The organism is uncultured Streptococcus sp. (assembly GCF_963525625.1).
Lineage (GTDB): Bacteria > Bacillota > Bacilli > Lactobacillales > Streptococcaceae > Streptococcus.
In genome coordinates this window covers 138,230-165,228 of the sequence record NZ_CAURLD010000003.1, presented here as the reverse complement: position 1 = coordinate 165,228, position 26,999 = coordinate 138,230, and the positions used below count along the sequence as shown (strand labels likewise).

The window sequence follows — 26,999 nt, the reverse complement described above, 5'->3', positions numbered from 1 at the left end:
TTTATTGATGAATAATCTTTTGCACCAACGCTTGCAAGTCTGGCACAACCTGCTCTGCAAACCAAGGATTTTTAGCCATCCAGATTTGGTTGCGAGGCGATGGGTGAACCAAAGGAAAAAAGTCTGGCAGATAGTCTTGATAATGCTGAACCGTCTCGGTCAGCTTGATATTTCCTTTTTGATGCAGATAATATTTCTGTGCATACTGACCAATCAAAATTGTCAGCTCAATATCTGGCAAAAGCTCTAAAATCGGCTGATGCCATTTGTCCGCAAAGCCCTTACGAGGTGGTAAATCTCCAGACTTCCCATGCCCCGGAAAATAAAAATCCATGGGCAAAACCGCAAAGTATCCAGAATTATAAAAAGTCTCTTCATCGACACCCAGCCATTTTCTCAGCCGCTCACCACTCTTGTCCTTCCAGTAAAGCCCTGCCTCTTGAGTTTTCAGCCCCGGCGCTTGTCCAACAATGTTAATCTGTGCATTCCGAGGCGCCGCAAAAAGCGGCTTGATTCCCTGCTTCGTAAATTCTTGATTTTCTGAATCAGCCATGATGGCCTTAGTAATATCATCTAATGTATGCATAGCAGCTCCTTGCAAAGAAACTCATTTGGCAAGACCAAACGAGTTCTTCTTTTTTATTTGATTAATTCGTAGATAGCTTCTGCGTAAATGGCCGCAGCACGGAAAAGGTCTTCTACATCTGTAAATTCATTGGCTTGGTGCATAGTATTGACATAGTCTGGGAACATGGCGCCAAAAGCCACACCACGCTTCAAAAGACGGCCAAAGGTTCCACCACCAATGACTTGCTCGTGTCCTTTGAGACCTGTTTGTTTTTCGTAAACACTCAAAAGAGTTGCTACCAATTCATCATCTACTGGGACATAGTGCGGAGTGTGTCCGTGCTCAGATAGGCTTACTGACACAACACCAGCAACTTTTTCAAGACCGGTCTGAATCGTTTTCGGATCAGTACCTTGAGGGTAACGGATGTTCAGAGCAATGGTATTGTCAGCCTTGGCACTGTCAAAATGGAAAACACCAGCATTCATGCTAAGAGAACCCATTTTAGCATCTGTATAAGCGATTCCTAACTTCTCACCTGTAAAGTCCTCGTGCAGAACTTGAGCTGCCACTTCCAGATAAGCCTTGGCGTCACCAGCAAAGTCAAATTGGTTGAGGAAGAGAGCTAAATAAGTTGCTCCGTTGATACCGTCCTCTGGTGTAGAACCATGAGCAGATTTCCCAATGACTGTCACTTCAAGAGCGTCGCCATTTTCTTTCAGACTAGCTGAAAGCTTGTGGGCAGCAGCAAAGTCTTGTAATTTCTTATCCAATTCCGCTGCATCAACTGCTGCTGTAAAAATAGCTGTCGCTGATTCTGGCACCATATTCTCACGAAGTCCGCCAGTGAAGCTCTTGAGTTTAAAGCTGCCATCATTACTGTTACCAAAGTGGAGATATTCTGTGATATTCCCTTTTTCACCGTTAATGATTGGAAATTCTGCATCTGGTGAGAAACCAAAGTCTGGCTCAGGTAGGCCAACATGCTTGAAATAATAGTCCATGTCTTGCCAACCGGATTCCTCGTCTGTCCCCACCACAAAGCGCACACGCTTAGATACTGGCAAGCCCAAGTCTTTGATGATTTTCAAACCGTAGTAACAAGCCATGGTTGGCCCTTTATCATCAGACGAACCACGCGCATAAAGCTTACCATCAATAATTTCAGGTTTGTAAGGATCTGTATTCCAGCCACTCCCGGCAGGGACTACATCCATGTGGGCAAAAATCCCAAGTTCTTCCGTACCCTCACCAAAAGTAAAGTGGCCAGCATAATTGTCCACATTCTTGGTTTCATAGCCATCACGTTCAGCGATTTCTAAAAACTTATGCAGAGCTTGAACAGGTCCAGGTCCAAAAGGATTCTCCTTGTCTGCCTTAGAATCGTCTCGCTCTGAGTTGATTTCTAAAAGACTGAACAAGTCAGCTAAGAGAGCTTCTCTGCGTTTTTCAACTTCCGCTTTAAAATCAATTGTCATTATTTTACCTCAATCTATAATTCGATTTAAATCATTACATCTTACGAATTAAATCGCAAACGCTATTATATCAACGTTTCTCAATGATTTCATCAACTGGCAAACGATAACTAGGTTCTAGTTTTTCATCAGTATAACCAACAGTAATCAAGAGTTCCGGACGAAAACGCTCATCAATTTCCAAAACCTCATTAACCTTAGATTTATCGAAACCTAAGATGATGTTAGAGCCGATACCTTGGTCAGTCAGAGCCAAAACAAGATTCATGGTTACCAGACCAGCATTGAGAGATAAATAATCGCTCTTTTGCTGTTCACTATAGCGAGCAAACTCAGCTGGCAGATTTTGCATGTAAAATTGGAGCTGCTCATCAGAGAAATTCTTAACTCCAGCTACCCGCGCAATCTTACGAGTCCGCTTGGTCAAATCTGTATCCGTAAAGAGGGCAATGGTCACTGGAGCTTCCTTAATCTGGTCCACATTTCCACCGAAAGCTGTCTCTGCTAGAGCCTGATTATGCTCCCGCACCACAACGAACTTCCATGGCTGGCTATTGTGAGCACTGGGTGCCAAAGTTGCAATTTCAATGGCTGTGCGAACATCCTTTGGATCCACAGGTTTGTCATTGAAATGCTTGGTCGCATGACGCTTTTTATTGAGTTCTAGAAATTTCATAAGTCGCATCCTTTTCTAAATATATTAGCTTCATTTTATCATATTTTGTAAGAGTTTGCAGTTTTTTTTCTTTCATAAATTTCACTAAATCATTATTAGAAATGCTTAAATTCTGCCTATTTTTATTTATAATTGTGTATAAACAATATTTTATTTAAAAATTTTTTGATTCAATCTTATCTTTTAAATCACTTAAATTTCCATCTATTTTACATTTTGCTACAAAAAAAGCAGGTGGTTCTTACCTGCTTTGTTAATATTATTGTCCAGATTTAAGCTGACCAAGAGCTTTATAAGCCCCTTCAATAGCCTTCTTCATAGCATCACGTCCTGTTTTCAATTGCTGAGCAAATAGAGCACGATTTTGTTCTGGAACTTCTGTATCATCTGAACCAGCACTTGAGAGCGTGTCATTAAAAGTTTCTCTTGAAGTTTCCATAGACTGAATTGCCGGTTCTACTTGTTGATTGTATGCTTCTTTCCCAGCCTCAGGTACTTTAGCCCCGATTTCATTTATGTACTTTTTATAATTATCAATCAACTTACTAAAGAGAGCTTTCATGTCACCAATTGTTTTAGCATTGTCGATTTCTTCATCTGTCAAAAGAACAATTTCTGGGATTTCTGCATCTGAACTAGCTGTTTTTGATGAAGTTTCAGAGCTGCTAGATTTATTTTTCGAAGAAGAAGATTTTTCTACAGAACTTGAAGTTTTGGTAGAAGATTCTGATGATGTTTTACCCGAGCATGCTGCTAAAGTTATAACCGATAAAAGCGCTACACTAGTTGTAATAATTTTTTTCATTATTGACTCCTATTAATAAAGAAATTCTGCATACACAGTCCTCATATGAGATTTGTCTATTCTAAATCTGCTTGCGGTTCCGCCACCTCTCGCAACTGTGCTTGTTCTTGCTCCTGAGTTTTCGGATTTAACTTCTCCCGCACCGCTTCTGCCACTGCTCGTGGTACGCCGACTTCGACGATTTGGTCAACACTGGCTTCTTTAATCTTGGTTAGAGATTTGAAGTGTTTCATAAGATTTTGCTTGCGTTTTGGTCCCAAGCCTTCAATGCCATCTAGTTGTGATGAGAAAGAATTCTTAGACCGGAGCTGGCGGTGGAAGGTAATAGCAAAGCGGTGGACTTCATCTTGGATACGCTGGAGTAGGAAAAATTCCTGCGAATTGCGGGATAATTCTACAACCTGCAGAGGGTCACCAAAAAGCAATTCATGAGTCTGGTGCTTGTCATTTTTTTGCAGTCCAGCGATGGGAATATCCAATCCCAACTGGTCCTGAATAACTTCTTTAGCGACATTGACCTGCCCCTGTCCACCGTCAATGACAATCAGATCGGGCGGAGTCAGTCCATCCCGAATCACCCGACTATAGCGCCGCTTGATGACCTCACGCATACTTGCGTAGTCATCCGGGCCTACCACAGTCTTGATCTTATACTTGCGATAGTCCTTCTTACTTGGTTTACCATTGACAAAGACCACCATAGCTGATACAGGACTGGTCCCCATGATGTTGGAGTTATCAAAAGACTCGATGCGAACAGGCGTTGGAATGTTAAGGAGCTGCCCCAAATTTTCAATTGCACCTTGAGTCTTTTCAATAGATTTTTCCAAGAGGTCAAATTTCTGCTGAAGACTGACTCGAGCGTTTTTGATAGCCAGATTGACCAGCTGCTTCTTCTCGCCTCGCTGAGGCTTAAGCACCTTGGTATCCACCATGGCTCGGACAGCTTCTTCGTCAATATCTGCTGGAATCAAAATTTCATTGGGCTTGAGGTGGGATTTTTCCTGGTAGAACTGGCCGATATAGGTCAAGAAATCCTCGTCAGGATCATTGTAATAAGGAAAAAGATTGACATCACGCTCAATTAGCTTGCCCTGGCGGACAAAGAAGACCTGTACGCACATCCAGCCCTTATCCACATAGTAGCCAAAGACATCGCGATTCTGCAAATCCTTGGCCATAACCCGCTGCTTGGTGCGCAGCGTGCCAATGGACTGAATCAAGTCGCGGTACTCAGCTGCCTTTTCAAACTCCATAGCTTGCGCTGCGCCAGCCATTTTCCCCCGTAAATCCTCAATAATCTGGTCATCCTGCCCCTTGAGAAAGGCCGCTACCTCCTGGGCCAGCTCCTTGAAATACTGGCTGTCTACCTGGCAAACAGTGTGGGCCTTGCACTGCCCCAGATGGTAGTAAAAGCAGACCTTTTCAGGCGGATTTGTACACTTGCGGAAAGGAAAGAGTCGATCCAAAAGACGCTTGATTTCATTGGCCGCACCAACATCGGGGTAAGGACCAAAATAAAGTCCGCCGTCTTTTTTGACTTGGCGCGTGATGATTAGGCGCGGATAGGTTTCATTGGTAATCTTAATAAAAGGATAGGACTTATCGTCCTTGAGCATGATATTGTACTTAGGCTTGTTTTCCTTAATTAGATTAATCTCAAGAAGCAAAGCCTCAATGTTGGACTCGGTGACAATAAACTCAAAATCCTCAATCTCAGAAACCAAGGCCTCCGTCTTGGTATCATGACTGCCACGGAAATAAGACCGGACCCGATTGCGAAGATTCTTGGCTTTTCCGACATAGATAATAGTGCCGTTTTTGTCTTTGTGAATGTAACAGCCAGGACTGGTCGGCAACAGTTCCAGCTTTGATTGGATTAGCTTGTTCATAGGTCTATTATAGCAGAAAAGGGAAGTATTCAACAGGTAGACACTAGATTATTAGAAAATCATAAGTTTGATTCTTTTCATAGGTAATGATGAACTATAACTTCTCTTCATCTCTTCATAATAAAGCGTTTTCTAAGTGAAAATCAAGCAAGCGATTGCACAGCCATTTTAATAGGCTTTGATTAAATAAACAGAAATAAAATAGAAAAATTTTAGAAAAATTAATATATTTTTAAAAAAATTTCAAAAAAAGACTTGACAAAAATTGCAAACGGTTGCATAATAGAATTGTAAATAAAAATTCCGGGAGGAAATAGGAATGAAAACATGGAAAAAAGTAGTATTGGGCAGTGTCAGCTTGCTGGCTGCAGGAACGCTCTTAGCAGCTTGTAGCTCGAATAGCAGCAAGGAGAGCTCTTCTTCTAAAGCCGATAGCAAGACCTTGAAACTTTGGGTACCAACTGGTGCTAAAGATTCTTACTCTGATACAGTTAGCAAGTTCGAGAAAGAATCAGGCTACAAGGTTGACGTAGTCGAAATGGAAGATCCAAACGCTCAGGAAAATCTGACAAAAGATGCTAGTACTGCTGCCGATGTTTTCTCTCTGCCACACGACCAACTTGGTAAATTAGTTGAAGCTGGAGCTATCCAAGAAGTTCCTTCTAATATGGCAGAAGAAATCAAGAAGAACGATACAGAACAAGCAGCGATTGGTGCTCAGTATAAAGGTAAAACTTATGCTTTCCCATTCGGTATCGAGTCACAAGTAACCTACTATAACAAGTCAAAACTTTCTGCTGACGATGTTAAATCATACGAAACAATTACATCTAAAGCTAAATTCGGCGGAAACTTGAAAGAAGTTAATGCCTACGCTACTGCTCCACTCTTCCTTTCTGTTGGCGACACTCTCTTTGGTAAAGACGGTGAGCAAGTGGACGGAACAAACTGGGGTAACGAAGCTGGTGTCAACGTTCTGAAGTTCATCGCAGCTCAAAAGAATAACAGCGGTTTTGTAAACGTAGATGCTGCTAACCTTCTTGCTAAATTTGAAGATGGTTCAGTTGACGCTTTCCAATCTGGTCCATGGGACTATGCTGCTGCTGAAAAAGCTGTCGGCAAAGACAACCTTGGAATCTCAGTTTACCCAACTGTGAACATCGGTGGACAAGACGTTCAACAAAAAGCTTTCCTCGGTGTAAAACTTTACGCAGTTAACCAAACACCTTCAAACGGTGACGCTGACCGTATCGCAGCAAGCTACAAACTGGCTCAAGCACTTACTAGCAAAGAAAGCCAAGAAAACCAATTCAAGTTTGAAGGACGTCACATCATCCCAGCTAACAAAGAAGTACAAGAGTCTGAAGATGTGAAGAAAGATGCCTTGGCACAAGCTGTTATCACAATGGGATCTTCTGATACCTACACAACAGTTATGCCTAAACTTAGCCAAATGTCTGTCTTCTGGACTGAAAGTGCCGCAATCCTCAGCGATGCTTACAACGGTAAATTTGGTGAAGATCAATACCTCGCAAAATTACAACAGTTTGATAAAGATTTAGCAGCAGCTAAATAATACTCAAACGAATAAAAATAAGCATTGAAGTGAGGAGGGCAGTCTCCTCACTTCTTTCTTTGTAAATATAAGGAGAATACTATGACTCAGTCATCTTATGACAATGCATCCATGGTTCAGGTCTTTAAAGAGGGAACCTGGGATGTCAAACTCTCTTTTCTGATAATGGGGCTGAGCAACCTCGTAAACAAACAATTTATCAAGGGGCTGCTCTTCCTCTTCTCAGAAATTGCTTTCCTGATTGCTTTTGCAGTCCAAATCGTTCCGGCTATCGGCGGTATGATTACTCTGGGTACTCAGGAGCAAGGAGAGACTATCAAAAAAGTTAATGGCTTGGAAATCACCGTTCAAGTAGCTGGTGACAACTCTATGCTAATGCTAATTTTTGGACTTGCTTCTCTCATCTTCTGTGCTATCTTCGCCTATATCTACTGGTGTAATCTGAAAAGTGCTCGTCACTTGATGGCTCTTAAGCAGTCAGACCAGAAGATCCCTAACTTCGTTGAGGACTTTAAGACACTTGCTGACGGTCGCTTCCACATGGGACTGATGAGCATTCCACTTATCGGAGTACTGCTCTTTACCATCTTGCCTCTGATCTATATGATCTGTTTGGCCTTTACTAACTTTGACCATAAGCATCCAGCTCCTAAGTCACTCTTTGACTGGGTTGGCTTCTCTAGCTTTGGTGATGTTTTCTCAGGTCGTATGGCTAGCACCTTCTTCCCACTTTTAGGCTGGACCTTGATTTGGGCGGTTGCTGCGACAGCTACTACTTTCTTCTTCGGAATCGTTTTAGCTCTCTTGCTCAATACAAAAGGTCTCAAGTACAAGAAAGTTTGGCGGACGCTCTTCGTTATTACTATCGCAGTTCCACAGTTCGTATCCCTGCTTTTGATGCGTAATTTCCTGAATGATAATGGACCTTTGAACGGATTATTGCAAAGCCTCCATCTCATTCAGCATCCAATTCCATTCTTGAGTGACCCTGTTTGGGCTAAGTTCTCAATCATCCTTGTCAATATGTGGATTGGTATTCCATTTACCATGCTGGTAGCGACCGGAATTATCATGAACCTACCTAGCGAGCAAATCGAAGCTGCTGAGATTGATGGAGCTAGCAAGCTTCAAATCTTCAAGAGCATTACTTTCCCTCAAATTCTCTTGATTATGGCGCCATCACTCATCCAACAGTTTATCGGGAACATCAACAACTTCAACGTGATCTACTTCCTAACAGGCGGTGGACCTACTAACTCTTCCTACTATCAGGCAGGTTCAACTGACCTTTTGGTTACCTGGCTCTATAAACTGACCGTTTCTGCCAAGGACTACAATCTGGCATCTGTTATCGGTATCCTGATCTTTGCAATCTCTGCAGCCTTCAGTCTCTTAGCCTATACTAGATCCGCATCATTCAAGGAAGGAACTGCTAAATAATGAAAAATAGAAAAAAACTCAGTTTATTAGGGATTTACGTCTTACTGACTGTTTTAGCACTCATCTGGCTAACGCCGATTATCTGGATTTTTCTGACCAGCTTCCGTGGTGAAGGTTCTAATGCGGTCCCTTACTTCTTCCCTAAGACCTATACTCTTGATAACTATATCAGACTGTTTAATAACAACACATATCCTTTTCTTCAGTGGTTTATGAATACCCTGATTGTTGCCACAGCGACCTGTATCCTGTCTACTTTGATTACTGTGGGTATGGCTTACTCACTCAGCCGTATCAAATTCAAGCATAAAAATCGTTTCCTCAAGCTGGCTCTGGTACTTAACATGTTCCCAGGCTTCATGTCTATGATTGCGGTTTACTACATCTTGAAAGCACTCAATTTGACACAAACCCTTACATCACTGATTCTGGTTTATTCAGCTGGAGCAGCCCTAGGCTTCTATATTGCTAAAGGTTTCTTTGATACTATCCCATATTCTTTGGACGAATCCGCTATGATCGACGGAGCGACCCGCTTCCAAATCTTCCGGACTATTACATTGCCGCTTTCAAAACCGATTATCGTTTATACAGCGCTTATGGCTTTCATGGGACCTTGGGTCGACTTCATCTTTGCCTCTGTCATCCTAGGCGATGTCAAGGAAAAATACACAGTTGCTTTAGGACTTTTCCAAATGCTTAATAAGGACGCCATCAATAAATGGTTCCTACCTTTTACATCTGGAGCGATTATCATCGCTATCCCAATCACTCTTCTCTTCATCTTCATGCAGAAATACTACGTAGAAGGTGTAACAGGCGGCGCAGTCAAATAGAATCCATTATGTATATTGAAAACTTCCGACAGTTAATATCGGAAGTTTTTATCTTTCTTTTTATATTAGATTGTTTAATTGCTGTAGACACAAAAGTAGACACAAAAAATGAGTCTGGAATAATTTCCAGACTCATTTTGTATTTCTTTAATTATAATCTTCGTCTCTGCGACGGCGCTTGTTGGTTCCCAAAAAGGCAGCTGCACCAAGTGCCATACCAAAAATTGCAAGGCGTTCTGCTTCTGAACCAGTATTTGGCAGAATAGCAGGAACTGTTGGAGCCTTATCAGCTGTCGTAGCCACGCTAGCAAGCTGAGCAGCAGGATTTACAACAAAATCAGTGAATACGCCACTACCAGCCGTTTGAACAGCACCTGTAGTTGCTCCTTTGACTTCACGAGTGTTAGCATGAACTTCTGCAGTCTTAGCATCTGAATCTTTCTTAGATTCATCCTCTGTACCTGGACCAGCTGCTCCACCCTTAACAGCAGTTAAAAGCTTCTTATCCTCACCTGAGCGGTAGTTGCTATTCAGAGCATTTCCATAAAGGAGAGATGCTTGGTTCAAGATATTCAAGAGATTTTCATAATTGGCTTGAAGACTGTTGTAAGCCTCTTCAAGGACAGCTAAAGTTGCAGTTTCTTGATTTAAGATTGCTTCTTTAGCTTCAAAATCAAGCTGCGCTTCTGCCAACTCCCGCTCAGCTTCTGCTAGTAATTGAGGAGCATTTTTTAGATCAATAACTTTCTTTTTAGCTGCTGCTAATGTCTTTTGAGCAGCCATGAAGTCCTCTTGAGCAGTTCCCAAATTAGCTTTTGCAGCTTCTTGGGCTGACTGAAGTTCTGCCAACTTATCCTTAGCTGCCGCTAGAACTGCCTGAGCATTGCTCAAGTTAGTCTGATAAGGTGCTAGGTTTGCTGCAATCTTAGCTGTCGCTCTGTCGAGAGCTTCCTGCTTAAGGGCAACATTTTGCTTGGTCAAAGCTAGATTATTTTCAGCAGTTGCTACTTTCTGACGAGCTGCTTCAACTGCTGCAATTTGATCTGCCGCTGCCTTTTGAGCATCAGCTAATTGAACATTGAGGATATTGATAGCTGATTCCTGACCAACTTTTTGAGCCTTGAGTTCAGCTAACTGATTCTTAAGCGCTGTAACATTTGCATTAGAACCTACAGAACGACCACCACCAGCACGTAACAACTGCTCCATAGCCGCAACAGTCAGCAAAGTACCATTATTAACACGTTGGTCAAAGTTGCTAATATGATGGAAACCAACTTCGGATGTACCATGAGGTGTGCCCCATTGGTTTGGATGCTTATCATAAGCTGCTGAGATAGCATTGGCTTTATTATCCATCATCTGAACATAGTGTCCAATCTGAGCAAATACGCCAGCACCAACCCGCATATAGATAGCATTAGCATCAAGCTGAGTTTCATCAGTAGGCAGTCCATATTGCGCTGCAATCTCTTGATACTTTTCTTTTTCTTTGTGCCAGAAATTCACAGCACCTTGCGGGTCAAAGCTAATGGCTACATTTTCATTGCCAATCAGTTTGCCCATGTGCCAGTTATTCCGCTCGAAGTAAATAGTCTGAATCTGGCTGGCTACATTAGCATACGGATCAACCAACAACTCTTGTAAGCCAGCATTACGACGGTAAGCATTAATCGCCTTCACCAACTCCAAAGCTTGAAGATTATTTTCTAGACTAGCTGGACTTGTTGGGTCAGAATTAACTGAAATACCAAATTCATTTTGTCCGCGTTGGTAAACTGCAAGAGCATTGTTAGCTGCATCACGAATCTCCTGATTAGCCGCATTGTTACGGACATTTTCTAAAAATTGAGAATAAGTCGTATTACGAAGGTCAACAGGAGCTGTTGCTGCTGCTTTCTCGGCAGCCAGAATCTGTCCTTCAAGAGAGCTGATAGCTTGATTGGTTTGACCCAAAGATTCCTTTGCCTGATTGATTTTATTCTGGATTTCAGCCTGCACTTGTGGAGCAGAAGACGCTGCTTGTTCTGCCTTTGTCAGTTCAGACTTTGCATTGTCTAAAGCAGTCTGTGCTTGACTTTGCTGACTCTTAGCAGTTGCTACAGCTTGCTCTTCTGAGTTAAGTGGTGTTTTAGCTTGTTTCAATTCAGTCTCTGCAACATCTACCAGAGATTGACTCGCTTTAATAGTATTTGCTTGATCTTTAACAGCTTGGTCAGCCTTGGCAGCTTTAGCCGCTGCTTCTCGAACAGCAACGTCTTTCGTGCTAACCTCTTGCTCTGCTGTTTTTGCTTCTGTCTCCGCTTTAGCAACATTTTCTTCTGTTGCTTCTGCCTGTATTTCTTTAGCATTCTCAACAGCGGCTTCAGCCACTTTCACGCTAGTTTTTGCATCTTCAGCTTCTGTTTTAGCAGTATCTACTATCGATCTTTGCTCATCGAGTTTAGCTTTAGCAGCTTCAGCATTTTCTTGGGCAACTGCTACATCTGCTGCTGTCACTGGTTTCCCAGTTACTTCAGTCGCTTGTGGAGCTGTTATAGTTGATTCAACCAACTCATCCGCGTGCACTTGATGGGTCAGTCCACCAGAAATAATAGTTGTAGCCGCGATACCAGTCGCTACAACAGACTTGCCTATTTTCTTTTCCATAATCAATCTCCTTTTTATAATCTCACATACTATAATTAATCTGGGTATAGCAGCCCGCATAGTAATATACTATCACAAAACGCTAGTATTAACTAGTAGTAAACGTATCCTTTTAATAGTTTTTTTATTACAATTTAGTTACAAAAATGTTGTATTAGAAAAATAAGGTGGTTTTTCCAACAAAAATGAGCATTTTTGTATTGAATAAAGCAAAAACTCCTAGATCCTTTCTAAGAGTTAACTTTGCTTGTCAGTCAGATTGAGCTTGTCGAATTTCTTCTAACATCGCTTCTTCTTCGGACGTCATCTTATAGCCTTCCAGTAAGTCAGGCCGTCTTAGATAGGTCTTTTTCAGACTTTCATAGAGACGCCACTTACGGATATTTTCATGATGGCCACTCATGAGGACTTCAGGAACGACCATGCCGCGATAATCATAGGGGCGAGTGTACTGAGGATATTCCAAGAGTCCAGATGAAAAACTATCATCAGTATGACTGGCTTCCTTGCCAATAACCTCTGGAATCAAGCGAACGGTAGCATCAATAATGGTCATAGCCGCCAATTCTCCTCCAGTAAGGACATAGTCCCCAAGCGAGATCTCATCTGTCACTAAAGTCTTAATCCGCTCATCATAGCCTTCGTAATGGCCACAAATGAAAATGAGTTCCTCTTCCTTAGACAGTTCCTCAGCATAGGCTTGGTCAAAAGTCCGACCAGCAGGATCCAGCAAAATCACGCGCGGTTGCTTCTTTTCAATGGCATCATAGGCATCAAAAATAGGTTGAGCCCGTAGCAGCATACCCTGACCTCCGCCGTATGGCTCGTCGTCTACATGCCGAGATTTTTCAGCATTTTCTCGGAAATTATGATAGTTGATTTCCAAAAGGCCTTTTTCCCGTGCTTTACCAACGATAGAGTGCTCCAAGGGCGCAAACATCTCCGGAAAGAGAGTCAAAATATCAATTTTCATCGTCAAGTCCTTCCGGTATCTCTACATCAACCCGACCTTGCTCAATGTCAATCCCCAGCACCACTGGCGGAATATAAGGCAGCAGCAAGTCGCGCTTGCCCTTACGTTTGACCACCCAGACATCATTGGCTCCTGGCTGCAGAATTTCCTTAATCGTACCAAGAAGAATGTCATTTTCATAGACTTCAAGGCCGATGATTTCATGGTAGTAAAATTCCCCGTCTTCCAAGTCCGTCAAATCTTCCTCTCGGACCTTCAGAGTGAAATCACGGAATTTCTCGATGTCATTGATGTGGTACATCCCCTTAAACTTGATAATATCAAAGTTCTTAACCTTGCGATGGCTGGCAATCTCCACATCCATAACAAACTGCTCCTTCTTGTCAAACAGGGCAAGGGTATTTCCTTTTTTAAAACGCTCTTCTGCAAAATCCGTCACTGACAAAACCCGCATCTCACCTTGCAGACCTTGCGTATTGACGATTTTTCCAACATTAAAATAATTCATCTCGACTCCAACATATTATACTCTGCCTAGTATTTTATCATGATAAAAAAGATGGTGCAAGATGAAAAATTATTTCTTTTACTCTTGACATTTATATATATATTATGTATAATTATACACAGGTAAGCGTTTTCTATTTATTAGGAGGACAAGATGAAAAATACAATTTTAAAAATAAGCATTATTATTTCTACACTTCTTATTACATTCACTTTTTCAAAGGTAAACGCTGATGAAAGTATGTTAAAAATGTATGAGAATCTCAATGAAAATCAATATATCTTGTATCTACCTTCAGGTGATTTTGTTTTAAATATGGATGGTAGTCCAAATTTTGAGCAGGAACAAATTGATGAAACTGGTGGGGAGGTCATCACAGTCAAAGAAGCAAAAGAACGTGTTACTTCATTAGTTCCGGAAAAAAACAGTATTCAAATGGAACAGGGCGTTACCCTATTCAGTTATCCAAGACTCAATCCACCTCGTGGCTACACTGTACGCAACGGACAACGTGCCTTTGAAAAGGTATCAGGTCCTGGTTGGCAACGCTCCAGATTTTTTTACCATCCACAAATAGGTACAGGGGGATATTTATTATGGGAAACTTTTGTTGATAGTGGTGTAGTTGGAGGAACTCCTATATATCCAGGTTCTCCAAGATATATATACAGTGATGTCAATAGAGGTAGCTATACTTATGGTTTGCAATATAGTACATATAATGCGCCTGCTGGTACCTACTTTACTGTAAGTAATTGGTGATGCCTATGGGAAAAAGATTGAAAAGACTATTAGTTTCCTCTGCTATTCTTTCTGCTGCTACTATTGGCAGTCTGATTTTTCTGACACAATCTAAGAAGACCTTAGCTCAGGAAAGTCAGACAAGTGAGACAAGAATCCATAGTCAAGTAGAAGAAAAAATAGCTCAAGTAGAGAATAGAACTGTTAAAGCATTTCTGGAATATTATTCAAAAGAGGGTATGACTTCCTCTTCTTCTCTACCGATGTTAGACGATTTAAAGGCTGATACTCGTATTATAGTTATTGATACTGATGATGTGGATAAAAGTTTGTCACCAGCCTTCGGAACATCTGTGGATGGATCCGAAGGTCCTGTCGGGGGAACTATTAACTCTGATGGTCAATACATCGAGTTCGATACCAGTGACCATAGCAAATCCGCAACCGTTCAGGAGATTCGAGATGCTATTGCTGAAATACTAGGATAATAAATACCTAAAACAACGCTTACTCATTGGCCGAGTTTCTATCTCGGTCATTTTCTATCCCCAAAAAATGTATTATATTACGGTAAATCTTGTTTTTCCTAAAAATCTATGCTAAGGTAAAGACAGAATTCGAAAAGGAGGGGCTACTATGATGAGAAGCGGCCATCTGATTTACAAGGTAAAAACTTACAGGAAGCGGTCAAGGAATGGGAAGCAAAGGGTTTTGTCGTCGAATACGGCAGAAGGGAAAAACCCAACAATGCCTTAATATACTTTAGTCAAGGCCCCTATATTGAGCTACTGGAAAATACGGGCATTCCTGTAATAGCCAAAATCATAGCTAAACTATTTGGCAGACCTAAAAATCTGGAGCGCTTTTTCTACTGGGATGAGTGCGAGGAAGGCTGGCAAGGACTTTGTATCGAAAAAGATTCTTCGTCAAAAGAATCCCCTCGATAAAGAATTTCAAAGCTAAGATCCTCATATTCCAGAAATGCATTCGACGAGCGGAAACCCTTGCTTTTATAAAATTCCCAGCGAGCCTGACGCTGTTCAAGATTATCACACGGCTCATCTAGGCGCTCGATTTCTAAAAGCATGGTTCGCTGATAGAAATTGACCAGCTTTTCGATGATTTCACCGCCATAGCCATGGCTGCGCAAGTGGGGCATAATAGCAAAGAAACTAACATAAAAGGCTTGCGCGTTGGAGATGGCAAAGGCAAAACCAACAAATTCCTTTTCATGATAAAAGGCGAAAAAATTAGCATCCTCCTGTTCCTCATATCGTAAAAATTCACTGAGCGGTATCCTTTCCTCTTCTGGGAAACCTTCATTATTCAAGGCTTCTACCTTATCCAAATCTGGAAAATCTGCTGTAATGATCTGGCTGGTTAAGCTCATAAAATCACTCCTTTTCTAGTGATAGTATAATAAATTTTGCAACTGGTTTCAAAAAAGAGCCCTGAAAGAGCTCCTATGTATCCATTTTTTCTTCATATAATAGAAAGGTGCCGAATGCCTAGATAGAATCGGTTGGCCCCCACCGAAGAGGAATTATCCTAGCTGCTACTCACTATTTCACGTAAATTATCCAAATGCTGGTTATCAGTCACAGCCATAATGCTGACGCCTTCTGGCCAAACAAAGTCTGGAGTAAACTTGCTTTCCAAAGGCTGATTTTTTGTCAGACGGTAGCCGATAATATTAAGATGATAAAGCCTGCGAGCATCTACTTCACGGACCGTTTTCCCGACCCAGCTAGCAGGCAGTTCAAACTCAGCCACTACTACATCGTCATCCAGCTGGAAGACCTCAATCGAATGGTTCAAGAGAATAGTCTTGGCCAATGAAATACCAGCCTCCACTTCAGGCAGAATAACCAGATCAGCTCCCACCTTTTCCAGCACCTGCTGAGTTACTTCATCTTTGACCTTGGCAATGACATTTTTAACGCCCAATGCCTTGCAGTGCATGACCGCTAGGACGCTGGATTCCAGACTTTCTCCCGTCGCTACGATGACCGTATCACAGGACCCAACGTCTGCCGCCTCTAAAAGCTCCATATCAGTAATGTCCCCGATCACACCAACGGCAATCATGTCTTCATACTGATTGATTGTCTCTTCGTGATTATCAATCGCAATGATTTCTACATCTTGAGAAATCAAGGCCTCAATGATACTCTGTCCAAAAATCCCCAAGCCGAGGATTCCAACTGTTTGATTTGCCATTTCTTTTCTCCTATCCAATCATAATGTCCGCCTTGCTGTAATGCAAGGTTGCAGCCTTCTTCGGTTGATAATGGTTGAGACTGACCATAAGAGTCAGCGGCCCCACCCGTCCAATAAACATTAGCAACATAATCACAATCATACCAGCTGTATTGAGGCTGGTAGTGATATTGGCCGTGACACCAACTGTAGCCAATGCCGACACAGTCTCAAATATCAGGTAAATAAAAAGATGACTGCTATCGGTCACTAGCCCAAGAGCCAAAAGACCAAGCAAAAATGTCAGCTGAAAAATCACTGTCACACCAAAAGCCTTCTGCACTAGCTGAGGAGACAGCGTTCTCCGTCCCATATTGGTATGAGGCAAGCCCAGGATTTCCTTTCGAGCAAAAAGAAAAAGAACTAGGAAGGTCGTAATTTTCAGACCGCCCGCTGTACCACCCGGAGCCCCTCCCAGAAACATCTGGAGCAGATAGATAAACAGGGTTACTGGACGAGCAGCTGTATAATCAATGGAAGCAAAGCCAGCTGTCCTCATACTGACTGTCTGAAAAAAGCTGACCAGTAGCTTATCGCCAAAGGAAAGATTGCCAATCGTTCCAGGATTATTATACTCCGTCCAGAGACTCGTGACCGTCCCAAAAACGAGGAGACCAGCAGTCAGCAGCAAGACTACCTTAGTATGAAAGTGCAGCCCCTTCTGTTTTCCTCCCAATTTAGTCGCCAAGTCAAACCAGACCATAAAGCCCAGTCCTCCGGTAATGATGAGGAGAGCCAAGGTGATATTGACCAAAACATCTGTCTGCAAGCCTAGTAGGCTATCATTGCCAAAATTATCAAAGCCCGCATTACAAAATGCAGAAACGGCTAAAAAGATAGAATTAAAAATCCCTTTTCTCAGACCAAACTTGGGAATGAAGCGAATCATGAGAAGGAGCGCACCCAGTCCTTCGATACTAAAAGTCGTGATAAAAATCGAACGGACAAATTGACCTAAGGTACGATTGTGACCATAACTAAAACTATCCCGCAGAATACGGCGATCCTTGAGGCTGAGCTTTTTCCGACTTTCCATGGTGAAAAATCCGATAAAAGTCAGGATTCCCAAGCCACCAATCTGAATCAGCAGCATACAAAGGAGCTGTCCCCAGACATTGTATGTATCCACAACCGATTGAGTAAAAAGCCCTGTCACACAGACCATCGAGACAGCTGTAAAAAGATGATCCAGATAGCTCGCTTGGGAACTTGCCGTCTGCACCCAAGGCAGACTGAGTAGCAAGGAGCCACAGAATATCACCAGAAGAAAAGACAAGATAATCTTTTGCGCTGGTGACAAGCGTGAAAATAAATGCTTCATAAAGTTTCCTTTCCTAATCTGATAAAAGCAGAGGCTAGCTCTATCTGCCCTTCTCTTTCCTTGGTAGCCAGCTGCAAATCATCCGGACTCTGCAAGTTTCTAACTTTGATGGCATAATCCGCTGCGACAATAGCATGGCCCCGCATGTGGCCTGTTGCGACTCCTTGGGCAAAAACACGCGCAGCATACTTACCGATTTGTGATTGGGCTTGCTGCGACAGTTTGTTAGCCAAGAAACCAACCTGCCTTAGTTCATAGGCAGATGCCCTCCCATCAAGTCGATCCTGAAAAACCTCTCTTACCTGAGTCAAAATCTTCTGCTTTTCAACCTCATCTTCCGTATCTATCAGAGCTATAAAGCTTGACGCCATTTTCATAGCCCATCGAGCCAGTTGCCCCTGAGGAAGCTGTTCCAAAACAAGCTCCAATTCCAATCTCTTCTCACCATCATCTAGAATTTTCAGCTTGTAAGGGCTCGGTAAACTCACTTGATCATTCTCATAACACATACGCTCATTAGCGTTCCAAGCATAATCTTCTGACTTCATATGTCCTCCAGTTTATAATTTCTCTAAACTCGCCCCTGCATTTCGTTCCCATCTTAAATGAAGTACCTAGTTCTCGCGAAGCTCGAACTGCATCAATGGTCCTAAACTCAACTGCACCTAATAACCTGTTTCGGCAAGAAAATTAAAGAACGTAGTTCTCGCGGAGCTCGAACTGCATCAACACCCCTAAATGCAACTGCGCCTAACGGCTTGTTTCATTAAGGGTCTTGTACCCACGCTTAGCTGGGCATCAATTTCTCTAAGCTCACTTGAGAGTTGCGCACTCAGTTCGCTAAGAGAAGTAGAAAAAACGGGACACACTGGTCCCGTTCTTCTTATTTCTCATCAATAACGATGCGAACTTTTTTGTATTCAGTTGGGACAGAGTAAACAATCGTCCTTATAGCGGAGATAGTACGACCTTTACGACCGATTACACGTCCAACATCACTCTGATCAAGATCCAGGTGATATTCTAAAAATTCAGGTGTATCCTCAATCTTGATAGTTAAGGCATCTGGCTGTGAAATCAAAGGTTTCACTATCGCAATAATTAGATTTTCAATCGTGTCCATATGTCAACCTACACTTCTATTATTTAGAGTATTTTGAATCGTGGAATTTCTTCAATACGCCTTCTTTTGAAAGGATGTTGCGTACAGTATCAGAAGGTTGTGCACCATTACCCAACCACTCAAGGATACGGTCTTCTTTCAAAGTCACTTGGTTTTCAGCTACAAGTGGGTTGTAAGTACCAACCGTTTCGATGAAACGACCATCACGAGGTGAACGTGAGTCAGCAACATTGATACGGTAGAAAGGTTTTTTCTTAGAACCCATACGAGTTAAACGGATTTTTACTGCCATTATTAAGATCTCTTTTCTTTATTTTTTCTTTTGGTGAAATAGCAGAGCTATTAAGCACATGTTCTATTATAGCAGATTAAAAAAAGCTGTCAAGTTTTTTTCTTGACAGAGTTAAAAATTTTTTTAGATTAGTCTTTTTGGTTTTTTAAAATCACCTGTCCAGAAACATTTTCATATTTTTTAAAATACAATTTGACTGAAGCGTCTTTAGGAAAAGCTCCTAAATCCATATACTTATTAATGGTCTCAGGTGCATAATACTCTGCGCCTCCACTACTATTATAGGGACTACTTTTTACCTCGTCTTCAGATATATTTTTCTCATCCACTACTTGGTCTGAATGAAATTCGAAAGACAATTTTAAAAGACCAGCTTTATCCATTTTTTGGACAATCTCTTTTAGCTTATCATGATTTTCTGGATTCTTCCTGAATTCCACTAAAAACTTACTATATAGCATAAGATATTTATTTAGGCTTTCTGAATCATCAACTTTTTTAGAGGACGAAACGCTTATAGTTTGAAATAGAGCTCTGTCAAATCCCGATTTTTGCTGGTATTCAGCAGTCATGTCATCTTCCATTTCGCCCTCAATCTCATCAATCAAGCTAGTTATTTCTTGGTCTACCAAACAATCCATTAGCTAATCTGCTGTTCTCTCTACGTAAAATATCTCATAAAATTCGATTTTACTGCCCTTTCGATCTAGGTGGTATTTTAGAATAGGGTACTTTTGGATATCTTCCTCAGTGAAATACAAAGGAATTGGATATTATTTTCTGATTCTGAAAAATTACCTTTCTACCGGAGTATCTTTTTCGTAAAAATCCTTAATCATATCTTCATGTTGTTGATTGACAATTATTAGATTTTGTATTTCATCATAATCAAAAAAAGCTAATTCTAGGGTTTCGTCATTGTTAAAGTTATGGTCAACAAAATCATTTACAGCATTAACTAAATACAAAATAGTAATAACTTGTGCTTCATCACCGTTCGGATATGAATCAGTATATTTTGTATAAACATTTTGAAGTTTCACAGGTATAACTTTAATTCCCGTCTCTTCCTAAAATTCTCTCATCAACGCTTCTGCAGCTGATTCTCCTAATTCAATAGCACCTCCAGGTAATCCCCATGTTCCTCTATCTGCTCTTCTTTGTAAAAGTATTTTCCCAGAATTATGCAGTATTCCACTAGTAAAGTTTAAAAAAATTTTATCCTTACCAACCTTTTTTCTTATTTTTTTATATAATCCATTATGCTCTCCTAAAATTATAATCTGTTATTGAAATCTGATCCATGATTCCAAAGTATTCTTTTGGAATTCCTTATTTATTATAGTAATATTCCCAATCAAGAGAATTCATATTTTTGATACTATTGATATTGTTTTTTAAACCAACTTTAATTTTAGCCTAACTTGACCGGTCTAATAGCTTTACTGGATAGAACGCTGTTTTCTCCAAAAAGGCTAACAACTTCGCAATAAAGCAGGGTATTGCCAAATAGATAAAAAATAGGACACCGTCATAACGTTGTCCCGTCAAAAATTGTTTCCAATTTTTAGTTGATACCATATCATAACATTCACTCGATATTTTGTCAACCATTTTATTTCGCATGTTTTATTACAGAATCTGTTACTTGTTTTATAAACTTATATGTATTAGTAATTAAATCATTTTGCTTAAAGAAGCCTATTTTTTCTACCATTCTATTATTGATGAGTAAATCTAGTTCTTCGAGTCTATATTTTTTTACTTTACCAGTTACAATCCTATCATAAACATAAATGAGTGCAATGTACTCTAAAACAGCACGGGATGACAATCTTTTGCGCCTTTTAGACTTTGTAATACCTTCCACACCTTTCACAAATTCTGTAATCTCTTGAGGTGCAACAGTTGTTCCAGGATTTAAATCAAATAAGATACAGTTGTTATGTGCAGCAGCATTTCTTAAACTACGTACCAAATTTAAGATTTTCTTTGGAATATGGGGTAGATTGTTACCACTGTAATAGTCTAAGTAGAAGTTTATAATTGAACCAAAACTAATTAGCTCCATCAATACCCAAACCGGACAATCATTAAAACTTACTATTTTGTGTTGACCATTTTTTTTAGTTTGGATTGTAAAATATTTCCTAAGTAAGTCCCCTGTGTGAGGAGAAGCTATAGTTCCTTGAATCTTTTTGACCTCAGTTTTATTTTGGGTTAGAAATTGTTGAACTAAGTCATATCCATCCGTCCTAGTATCATTTTCAATATCTTTTATCAGTTGAACACATATACTATGTTCTATATCAGAACACATTTTTTGAATTAGGAATCTATAATGCATATCTATGACACTCATCTCTGTTAAGTAGGAAAAGTCAAGATTGATATACTTACCTTGGTTAGTACCTCTTTGATATTTTTGATAATTTTTCCGATATGACGCAGTTCGTAAATAATTATTAACATCAGATAAATAGTCGATTGCTGAAGAATCATTAACATAATTAAATGTTATTCCTCTCACATTTTTCATCTCTAATACTAATTGAGAAACTGATTTCTTGGGTTTACTAACTCTATTTGCCATCAACAACTCCATATTACTGTATTAACAGTAATTATAGCAGAAAAAAGGGATATCTACAATGTTTTCATGTCCTTGGCTTTAGCGAACATCGTCTCAAACAGAAGTTTAGGTAGCTAATAATAGTATTCTGCATCTGATACTTATTAACCGTTACTCGTTGAATGATTCCTTCTGAAATCTTTAATGTTATATGACCTTTATGGTTAAAATCTAGCAAACGTACGATCTTGAAATCTGTCACCACCCAAGTGTCCCTAGTGATTACCATGAGGGAACAAACCACCATAACCCATAGATAGCAACACTAGGCACTCCCTTAATGCACCTTTGAAACCTAATTATACTATTTAACGATTTAACACTTTTTAACGATTACATTTTTACAAGCATGGCAGTACGTACCATCATCATATAAACGCTCCGTTCCACCCTCAAGAAAAGTAAAAAAGCCTTGAAAACAACTGATTTCAAGACTTTCATTATGTTAAATTGTATCAATTAACTTCTCCTTATTTCAAATAGTAGAAATTTGTATGGCAAAATCGAAGTCCTTTCTATAACTGTAGTAGCTTCATTATACCACAAGCCACAAAAACCAGCCGATCGAAAATGAACGGCTGGTTTCTAATCTATTTAACCACTGGTATCCAGAGAGCTTTTTGATAGTCAAGTGCCCCTTCTTTCGATCCTGCTACATTATCAAACAGCATCTTCGTTTTTCTCACTTCTTCTACTCTTCTTTATAGTGAATACACAAATCTCTAAATTTATTATCTAGTGCTGCAATATCATACAAGACTTCTGACAGTTTCTGATAATCTTCCTTGATACAAAATAGATGAGCTTGGCCGAACAACTTTGCTAAATTTTCTTTTAGTTCAGATCTGACCGTATCGTGGTCTTTTAAGAAGTTACTCATGTATAGATTTCTGATAGAAGCTAATTTGAAGCTAAAGTATTGATGAAGATGTTTTTGTTCTTCATTCAAGCCATTGTCCGCTACCGACTTAGCATATCTTGTTATCACATTCTCCTCGCCGTGCTCATATCGTTGCTTCATCAGCATAGATGTTTTCTGATAAATCTCTTTGGAAGTTGGAGATTTGATTTTTTTAAAGTTTCCCCACATGGAGAAAGAACCTCTTTTATAGTCGATATTTTTAGCTTCCCAGGCTTTCGAAAATTCTGAGAAACTCATTTTCATACAAGCAAAACCTGCTGGATCATGGAAATGGATAAACTCATCATCTAGATCATAAACTGAAACAAAATGATCCACCCCATACAAATGGATATGATTGGGATTATAAGTCAGATACCCCATGTCCAAAGGGCCAAGAACAACTGGTCCGCTGAGCAAGAACTTACTTAAGATCTCTCTGATAGAGATATGATTCACAGCATTTGAATCCTTTATATAGTATTCATCGTATGTAAAACCCAGAATGTTTAAAGAATGGCTGATAGAACTATCTGGCATCCCATTATCAAAGAAGACTAAGGGGTGTTTTTCATCTTCTTTTATAATACTAGCGCCATTTCCCATCACCATAATGGCTTCCAAAAACTCAGGGCGAACATCATAACCATACGAATGCAGCGCCATCGCAAGTGAATATGTATAACAAAGAGAAACGTCCCCAAAATACATCTGCATAGCATCATCCTCCTCTGTAATCAACGCCTAAAAAATGGCTTGCAATCGGCATTTTATTTCACCACTGGTATCCAGAGTTCCATTTGGTAGTCTGGGGAGTACATGTCGCCTTCGGTGTAGACTTCAAAATCTGGTGCTCCTGAATGGCGATAGCCTGTTTCTGGGAAAAAGGCTTCCAAGACATATTTCCAAGCATGGTGGATACTTGCGGGGATTGCCCCTTTGACTGGTACGATGGCATATTCAGCTTCCGGGATTTCCTTGATTGACAGACCTAGTTCTTCTGCTTTAGCTTTATCCGTCACATCATAAGCGGCCATATAGTTGATGATTTCGCCTTCTTTGACATCCGAGCAGACACCAAAGGATTGGCCACTGCCCAGACTTTCTAGGCTTTCAAAGCTGTGATTTGCATAGAGCTGCTCCCATGCAGACGGGCACTGACTATTGTCAATAGCTTCCAATAGGACGCCTGCCACGGTAAAAGCAGGTTTCTTTTGAATCTTGATATCCATGTTCTTTCCTCCTGTAATCTTTAAGGATAATTGAAGTCTAGGAAAGACCCGATAAGGTTTTCCATTTCGAACTTCTGAGGGAGTCGCACCATGGAATTTCTTAAAGGCTGCGCTGAAAGCATCCGCAGACTCATAGCCGTATTTCATCGCAATGTCAATGACTTTCTCAGATCTTTCCCGCAAGTCTGTCACTGCTTCTGACAGCCTGCGATTGCGTAGATATTCTGCTAAAGTCATATCTGCTAGGATGGAAAAGAGCCTGCTAAAGAGAGCATAAGAATAGCCTGATAGCTGCTGGAATTTCTGCAAATCCACTTCTGCGTCCAACTTGCTTTCCAGATATTCCATGGTTCGATTGAATTGATGCATCATATTCTTTTTCACCTCACAAAAGATACTAAGGCCGTTAAAAGCAAAGTGAAAATAGGAAAATTGACGGAGGGGCTCCTGCTCCGAGAAAATTTTATCTTTTTCACACAGCTTTTAGGCCGTGTTCAATTCTAACTATAGTCTAACAGATATAAGATACTTCCGCCCTAGAATTTTTGTACAAGATTTAGAGGGGGATTCTACAACCTATCCCGCAACTTCTCCACAAAGAGATAAGCCGCAGGACAGGTCAGGGTATTTTTGATTGTCAGATGATTAATCTGATGAATCTTCTTGCGGTCTGTGTGAGGGAACTCACGGCAGGCCTTGGGACGGACATCGTAGATTGAGCAGAGATTGTCTCCACCTAAAAAAGGACAAGGCATCGCCTTGAAAACCTTGTCACCGTCTTCGTCCACCTGCAGAAACTCCTCTTCAAAAGCCGGCAGCTTCATCTTGAAATACTTGGCAATGCGGACAATGTCGGCTTCCTTAAAGTCTGGTCCCAGCGTCTTACAGCAATTGGCACAGGCTGTACAGTCAATCTCTTCAAAGACCTCATCATGGATTTGCTGGGCAATCTTATCAAGGTTTTTTGGGGGCTTTTTCTTGAGACTGGCTAAAAATTTTCGGTGCTCTTTCTGCTTCTGCAGAGCTAACTGATGGTACTTTTCAAGGTCGATTTCTTGAGTCATATATTTTTCTTTCTGTATTCAAATTGTTTTTATTATATCATAAAATGAGCGCTCTTAAATTTTATCAAACCCCAAAAACATGACATATTCCACCTCACAAAAAAATCTGAGAACGAGTCCCAGATTTGCTTTTTATAAACTTAGAGAGTTATCATCAAATGCGGTCGCTAAATGCTTGTCCCGCCGTCCTTGCTGACGCTCCAAGTTTCTTCGATATAGGGGATAAATTCATACAGAGTATCTTCATCGCCTTCAAAGGACATCATATAGACCTTATCGCCTTGTTTGAAAACCCAAACTGTTAGGTTTTGAGTGGATTTTAAAACAACATTAATCTGAAAGGCTTCATTTCCAGCTACGGTACTCTTTGCTCCCCAAAAATCATCGACTTCCTTATTATCCTTCCAGTGGTAGGCAATCCGTTGGGCAATAGTTTCAGCGTTGAATTCTTCACCTTCTCCAATATTGGCTTTTTCTTTTGTATAAGCATTCATCGTGACAATGTTATAGCCACTTCCATCCGTATACTGGACGCTGTCGCCACCATCTACGTCTGTAAACTTAATCCAATTATCAGGAATGCTGATATAGCCATAATCATCAGAGCCGACACGCATCGTACCAGTGGTCTTTGACGAATCTTTGTCTCTACGACTGCTACTACTTGTATCGCTGTCATCTCTCAGGGAAACCCGACTGGAAGAATCAGATGGTTTCCGACTGCTATAGCTCTTAATAAGGCTACAAGAAGACAGAGAAAGACCAGCTAAGATTGTAAGGGAGAGCAGAAAGTACTTCTTTTTCATGGTCATTCCTTCCTAAATCTAATAAATTTTACTAATACTAGTTTACCATATTTTTAGTACGAAAGGAAAGAGATACATTGTCACGTCCGATTAATGTTCCGTTTATAGGACTATGCTTTTTTAGCAGCCTTATTCCACTGGTACCATCCGACCAAACTGTTGATTAAATAGATCAAATATTTCCCTTGAATTTGAAGACTTTCACCCCACCAGAGGTAGATAGAAAAAATATTGGTTGCTGCCCAGAAAATCCACTGTTCACGATAAACAGCCGTCATCAAGATTTGCCCTACTCCATTTGTCGCATCCGTGATTGAATCACGATAAGGACGATTGGCACCAACAGACTGATAAATCAAGCCAAAGACCAACCACCAAAGCACACTGAGCGATAGATACTTTGTCCATCCTTTAGCATCTAGCTTACGAGCAACAAACTCTTGCTTTTCTTTTTTGAACTGACCTTGGTAAATCCATACCAAGAGTCCAATTGGCTGCATGATTGTAAAGTAAAGAGTCGTCAGGACCTCGCCATAGAAGCCTTTCTGCAAAGCCAAAATCAAGTAAATCACAGAATTAATCAAACCAAAGAGGTAATTGCTAGCCCGTCCTTCAGAAACGAAGATCACACAGATAATCCCAGTCAGACTGCAAATCATCCCTGTCCAATCCACGATGCGATGTTCATATATCAGCTCCAGCCAGAGCGGAAAACTCCCTAGAATCAAGAGGTAAACCCATTGACCTAGACTGCGATGAGCAAACAAATCGTCCCAGATAAGCTTCAAGGTACCAGAAAAGCCGAGCTTCTTCATGCTAGTCACCATGCGTTTGTAGCCACCAGACATTTCAGAAAGCGTCAGCTTCATGTTTGCGATTTTCTTTTGGATATAAGTATTCATTCTTTCTCCTTTTGTTTTTTAAGAGCCGTGTCAAATTGACTTACGGATGCAACGCTCTATTATTTTCGAACACGCACAAGATTTGTCTTATGCAGTGTTCACATTTTATCATATTCCTATTTCAGAAAATGTCAAGTAAAATCAAAAAAAGATTTCCTAACGTTCGGATTTCAAGAAAAGACCTACAAATTTTTGTAAGTCTTTTTACTTGGATTTGATAGTATTCGAACGTTTTTTCTGATTTGTTACTATATTTTTGTGAAACATAATTAGCTTCTACACTGAAAAAATAAGAGACTTACTAAATAAGCCTCTTGTTTTTTAA

Annotated in this window: 27 protein-coding genes and 1 pseudogene; 5 read left to right on the top strand and 23 right to left on the bottom strand. The window is 40.5% G+C overall.

All coding sequences use genetic code 11. The annotated features are described in order from the left end of the window. Position 1 precedes the first annotated feature (1 nt). The 5 genes from RYK49_RS03050 to uvrC all read right to left on the bottom strand — a co-directional run bounded on the left by RYK49_RS03050 (position 2) and on the right by uvrC (position 5,419). The gene (locus RYK49_RS03050; RefSeq protein ID WP_314831134.1) at positions 2–586 is read right to left on the bottom strand and encodes a uracil-DNA glycosylase family protein; all 585 of its coding nucleotides are present in this window, start codon (positions 584–586) and stop codon (positions 2–4) included. A gap of 53 nt (positions 587–639) precedes the next feature. Beyond that, positions 640–2,046, bottom strand: coding sequence for a dipeptidase PepV (gene pepV, locus RYK49_RS03045; RefSeq protein ID WP_314831135.1), 1,407 nt, complete (start codon positions 2,044–2,046; stop codon positions 640–642). 70 nt (positions 2,047–2,116) lie between these two features. Further along, positions 2,117–2,722, bottom strand: coding sequence for a nitroreductase family protein (locus tag RYK49_RS03040; protein WP_314831136.1), 606 nt, complete (start codon positions 2,720–2,722; stop codon positions 2,117–2,119). 259 nt (positions 2,723–2,981) lie between these two features. Next, positions 2,982–3,527, bottom strand: a complete 546-nt coding sequence (locus RYK49_RS03035; RefSeq protein ID WP_314831137.1) for a hypothetical protein — start codon at positions 3,525–3,527, stop codon at positions 2,982–2,984. 56 nt (positions 3,528–3,583) lie between these two features. Continuing rightward, positions 3,584–5,419, bottom strand: a complete 1,836-nt coding sequence (uvrC, locus tag RYK49_RS03030) for an excinuclease ABC subunit UvrC (RefSeq protein WP_314864821.1) — start codon at positions 5,417–5,419, stop codon at positions 3,584–3,586. A gap of 319 nt (positions 5,420–5,738) precedes the next feature. On the opposite strand from uvrC, the gene RYK49_RS03025 reads away from it, so the two are divergent. From RYK49_RS03025 to RYK49_RS03015, 3 genes are all read left to right on the top strand, one after another. Then, positions 5,739–6,995, top strand: coding sequence for an extracellular solute-binding protein (locus tag RYK49_RS03025; RefSeq protein WP_314830918.1), 1,257 nt, complete (start codon positions 5,739–5,741; stop codon positions 6,993–6,995). 81 nt (positions 6,996–7,076) lie between these two features. After that, on the top strand, positions 7,077–8,435 hold the full coding sequence (locus RYK49_RS03020; RefSeq protein WP_314830919.1) for a sugar ABC transporter permease: 1,359 nt from the start codon (positions 7,077–7,079) through the stop codon (positions 8,433–8,435). Further along, on the top strand, positions 8,435–9,271 hold the full coding sequence (locus tag RYK49_RS03015) for a sugar ABC transporter permease (RefSeq protein ID WP_314830920.1): 837 nt from the start codon (positions 8,435–8,437) through the stop codon (positions 9,269–9,271). The genes RYK49_RS03020 and RYK49_RS03015 overlap by 1 nt, the downstream gene beginning before the upstream one ends. Before the next feature lie 147 nt (positions 9,272–9,418). Here RYK49_RS03015 and RYK49_RS03010 read toward each other — a convergent pair whose 3' ends face one another. From RYK49_RS03010 to rimM, 3 genes are all read right to left on the bottom strand, one after another. Continuing rightward, positions 9,419–11,980 (bottom strand): CAP domain-containing protein, encoded by a 2,562-nt coding sequence (locus RYK49_RS03010; RefSeq protein ID WP_314830921.1) that lies wholly within the window; start codon positions 11,978–11,980, stop codon positions 9,419–9,421. Positions 11,981–12,170: 190 nt separating this feature from the next. Beyond that, entirely contained in the window at positions 12,171–12,893 is a 723-nt protein-coding gene (trmD, locus tag RYK49_RS03005; RefSeq protein WP_314830922.1) for a tRNA (guanosine(37)-N1)-methyltransferase TrmD, read from the bottom strand. After that, positions 12,883–13,401 (bottom strand): ribosome maturation factor RimM, encoded by a 519-nt coding sequence (rimM, locus tag RYK49_RS03000; RefSeq protein ID WP_314830923.1) that lies wholly within the window; start codon positions 13,399–13,401, stop codon positions 12,883–12,885. Before rimM ends, trmD begins: the two co-directional genes overlap by 11 nt. A 153-nt stretch (positions 13,402–13,554) precedes the next feature. Between rimM and RYK49_RS02995 the strand changes: the two genes are divergently transcribed. Both RYK49_RS02995 and RYK49_RS02990 read left to right on the top strand, forming a co-directional pair. Beyond that, entirely contained in the window at positions 13,555–14,163 is a 609-nt protein-coding gene (locus RYK49_RS02995; RefSeq protein ID WP_314830924.1) for a hypothetical protein, read from the top strand. Positions 14,164–14,168: 5 nt separating this feature from the next. Then, positions 14,169–14,630 (top strand): hypothetical protein, encoded by a 462-nt coding sequence (locus tag RYK49_RS02990; protein ID WP_314830925.1) that lies wholly within the window; start codon positions 14,169–14,171, stop codon positions 14,628–14,630. A gap of 380 nt (positions 14,631–15,010) precedes the next feature. Here the strand turns inward: RYK49_RS02990 and RYK49_RS02985 are convergent, their stop codons facing one another. From RYK49_RS02985 to pnuC, 15 genes and pseudogenes are all read right to left on the bottom strand, one after another. Then, positions 15,011–15,532 (bottom strand): GNAT family N-acetyltransferase, encoded by a 522-nt coding sequence (locus tag RYK49_RS02985; RefSeq protein ID WP_002895319.1) that lies wholly within the window; start codon positions 15,530–15,532, stop codon positions 15,011–15,013. A gap of 158 nt (positions 15,533–15,690) precedes the next feature. Further along, positions 15,691–16,362, bottom strand: a complete 672-nt coding sequence (locus tag RYK49_RS02980) for a TrkA family potassium uptake protein (RefSeq protein WP_032913402.1) — start codon at positions 16,360–16,362, stop codon at positions 15,691–15,693. A 10-nt stretch (positions 16,363–16,372) separates the two neighbouring features. Continuing rightward, positions 16,373–17,722: a potassium transporter TrkG gene (locus RYK49_RS02975; protein ID WP_314864819.1), complete on the bottom strand. Its 1,350-nt coding sequence runs from the start codon at positions 17,720–17,722 to the stop codon at positions 16,373–16,375. Next, positions 17,719–18,270 carry a putative immunity protein gene (locus RYK49_RS02970; protein WP_314830929.1) on the bottom strand — a complete coding sequence of 184 codons (552 nt, stop codon included), beginning with the start codon at positions 18,268–18,270 and terminating at the stop codon, positions 17,719–17,721. The genes RYK49_RS02975 and RYK49_RS02970 overlap by 4 nt, the downstream gene beginning before the upstream one ends. 335 nt (positions 18,271–18,605) lie before the next feature. Beyond that, the gene (gene kphA, locus RYK49_RS02965; RefSeq protein WP_002895313.1) at positions 18,606–18,845 is read right to left on the bottom strand and encodes an RNA-binding protein KphA; all 240 of its coding nucleotides are present in this window, start codon (positions 18,843–18,845) and stop codon (positions 18,606–18,608) included. Between the two features lie 19 nt (positions 18,846–18,864). Continuing rightward, complete coding sequence (rpsP, locus tag RYK49_RS02960; RefSeq protein ID WP_002895310.1) at positions 18,865–19,137, bottom strand: 30S ribosomal protein S16; 273 nt, start codon at positions 19,135–19,137, stop codon at positions 18,865–18,867. Between the two features lie 128 nt (positions 19,138–19,265). Then, positions 19,266–19,904: pseudogene (locus RYK49_RS02955) on the bottom strand (hypothetical protein); the annotation flags it as partial. A 27-nt stretch (positions 19,905–19,931) separates the two neighbouring features. Continuing rightward, complete coding sequence (locus tag RYK49_RS11345) at positions 19,932–20,180, bottom strand: hypothetical protein (RefSeq protein ID WP_399555387.1); 249 nt, start codon at positions 20,178–20,180, stop codon at positions 19,932–19,934. A gap of 27 nt (positions 20,181–20,207) precedes the next feature. Beyond that, a complete protein-coding gene (locus tag RYK49_RS11340) occupies positions 20,208–20,309 on the bottom strand; it encodes an NUDIX domain-containing protein (RefSeq protein ID WP_399562851.1) in 102 nt (33 codons plus the stop codon). A 443-nt stretch (positions 20,310–20,752) separates the two neighbouring features. Continuing rightward, positions 20,753–21,730 carry an Abi family protein gene (locus RYK49_RS02945; protein WP_314830930.1) on the bottom strand — a complete coding sequence of 326 codons (978 nt, stop codon included), beginning with the start codon at positions 21,728–21,730 and terminating at the stop codon, positions 20,753–20,755. Between the two features lie 730 nt (positions 21,731–22,460). Continuing rightward, positions 22,461–23,387, bottom strand: a complete 927-nt coding sequence (locus RYK49_RS02940) for a DNA repair protein RadC (protein WP_314864817.1) — start codon at positions 23,385–23,387, stop codon at positions 22,461–22,463. A 53-nt stretch (positions 23,388–23,440) separates the two neighbouring features. Continuing rightward, positions 23,441–24,274 carry an AraC family transcriptional regulator gene (locus tag RYK49_RS02935; protein WP_314864815.1) on the bottom strand — a complete coding sequence of 278 codons (834 nt, stop codon included), beginning with the start codon at positions 24,272–24,274 and terminating at the stop codon, positions 23,441–23,443. Positions 24,275–24,471: 197 nt separating this feature from the next. Then, positions 24,472–24,966, bottom strand: coding sequence for a YkgJ family cysteine cluster protein (locus RYK49_RS02930; RefSeq protein ID WP_002904626.1), 495 nt, complete (start codon positions 24,964–24,966; stop codon positions 24,472–24,474). A gap of 167 nt (positions 24,967–25,133) precedes the next feature. Next, on the bottom strand, positions 25,134–25,778 hold the full coding sequence (locus tag RYK49_RS02925) for a hypothetical protein (RefSeq protein WP_314830933.1): 645 nt from the start codon (positions 25,776–25,778) through the stop codon (positions 25,134–25,136). Between the two features lie 104 nt (positions 25,779–25,882). Further along, a complete protein-coding gene (gene pnuC / locus RYK49_RS02920; RefSeq protein WP_002895303.1) occupies positions 25,883–26,674 on the bottom strand; it encodes a nicotinamide riboside transporter PnuC in 792 nt (263 codons plus the stop codon). Between the last annotated feature and the right edge of the window lie 325 nt (positions 26,675–26,999).

Excerpts from the sequence above, each read along its gene's own strand:
- RYK49_RS02940 (WP_314864817.1), bottom strand. The coding sequence starts at position 23,387 with ATGCAGATGTATTTTGGGGACGTTTCTCTTTGTTATACATATTCACTT.
- rpsP (WP_002895310.1), bottom strand. The coding sequence starts at position 19,137 with ATGGCAGTAAAAATCCGTTTAACTCGTATGGGTTCTAAGAAAAAACCT.
- RYK49_RS02935 (WP_314864815.1), bottom strand. The coding sequence starts at position 24,274 with ATGATGCATCAATTCAATCGAACCATGGAATATCTGGAAAGCAAGTTG.
- RYK49_RS02945 (WP_314830930.1), bottom strand. The coding sequence starts at position 21,730 with ATGGCAAATAGAGTTAGTAAACCCAAGAAATCAGTTTCTCAATTAGTA.
- uvrC (WP_314864821.1), bottom strand. The coding sequence starts at position 5,419 with ATGAACAAGCTAATCCAATCAAAGCTGGAACTGTTGCCGACCAGTCCT.
- RYK49_RS02975 (WP_314864819.1), bottom strand. The coding sequence starts at position 17,722 with ATGAAGCATTTATTTTCACGCTTGTCACCAGCGCAAAAGATTATCTTG.
- kphA (WP_002895313.1), bottom strand. The coding sequence starts at position 18,845 with ATGGACACGATTGAAAATCTAATTATTGCGATAGTGAAACCTTTGATT.
- RYK49_RS03050 (WP_314831134.1), bottom strand. The coding sequence starts at position 586 with ATGCATACATTAGATGATATTACTAAGGCCATCATGGCTGATTCAGAA.
- pnuC (WP_002895303.1), bottom strand. The coding sequence starts at position 26,674 with ATGAATACTTATATCCAAAAGAAAATCGCAAACATGAAGCTGACGCTT.
- RYK49_RS02930 (WP_002904626.1), bottom strand. The coding sequence starts at position 24,966 with ATGACTCAAGAAATCGACCTTGAAAAGTACCATCAGTTAGCTCTGCAG.
- RYK49_RS03020 (WP_314830919.1), top strand. The coding sequence starts at position 7,077 with ATGACTCAGTCATCTTATGACAATGCATCCATGGTTCAGGTCTTTAAA.
- RYK49_RS03040 (WP_314831136.1), bottom strand. The coding sequence starts at position 2,722 with ATGAAATTTCTAGAACTCAATAAAAAGCGTCATGCGACCAAGCATTTC.
- RYK49_RS02985 (WP_002895319.1), bottom strand. The coding sequence starts at position 15,532 with ATGAGCTTAACCAGCCAGATCATTACAGCAGATTTTCCAGATTTGGAT.
- RYK49_RS03035 (WP_314831137.1), bottom strand. The coding sequence starts at position 3,527 with ATGAAAAAAATTATTACAACTAGTGTAGCGCTTTTATCGGTTATAACT.
- RYK49_RS03010 (WP_314830921.1), bottom strand. The coding sequence starts at position 11,980 with ATGCGGGCTGCTATACCCAGATTAATTATAGTATGTGAGATTATAAAA.
- RYK49_RS03025 (WP_314830918.1), top strand. The coding sequence starts at position 5,739 with ATGAAAACATGGAAAAAAGTAGTATTGGGCAGTGTCAGCTTGCTGGCT.
- pepV (WP_314831135.1), bottom strand. The coding sequence starts at position 2,046 with ATGACAATTGATTTTAAAGCGGAAGTTGAAAAACGCAGAGAAGCTCTC.
- RYK49_RS02990 (WP_314830925.1), top strand. The coding sequence starts at position 14,169 with ATGGGAAAAAGATTGAAAAGACTATTAGTTTCCTCTGCTATTCTTTCT.
- rimM (WP_314830923.1), bottom strand. The coding sequence starts at position 13,401 with ATGAATTATTTTAATGTTGGAAAAATCGTCAATACGCAAGGTCTGCAA.
- trmD (WP_314830922.1), bottom strand. The coding sequence starts at position 12,893 with ATGAAAATTGATATTTTGACTCTCTTTCCGGAGATGTTTGCGCCCTTG.
- RYK49_RS02995 (WP_314830924.1), top strand. The coding sequence starts at position 13,555 with ATGAAAAATACAATTTTAAAAATAAGCATTATTATTTCTACACTTCTT.
- RYK49_RS02980 (WP_032913402.1), bottom strand. The coding sequence starts at position 16,362 with ATGGCAAATCAAACAGTTGGAATCCTCGGCTTGGGGATTTTTGGACAG.
- RYK49_RS02925 (WP_314830933.1), bottom strand. The coding sequence starts at position 25,778 with ATGACCATGAAAAAGAAGTACTTTCTGCTCTCCCTTACAATCTTAGCT.
- RYK49_RS02970 (WP_314830929.1), bottom strand. The coding sequence starts at position 18,270 with ATGAAGTCAGAAGATTATGCTTGGAACGCTAATGAGCGTATGTGTTAT.
- RYK49_RS03015 (WP_314830920.1), top strand. The coding sequence starts at position 8,435 with ATGAAAAATAGAAAAAAACTCAGTTTATTAGGGATTTACGTCTTACTG.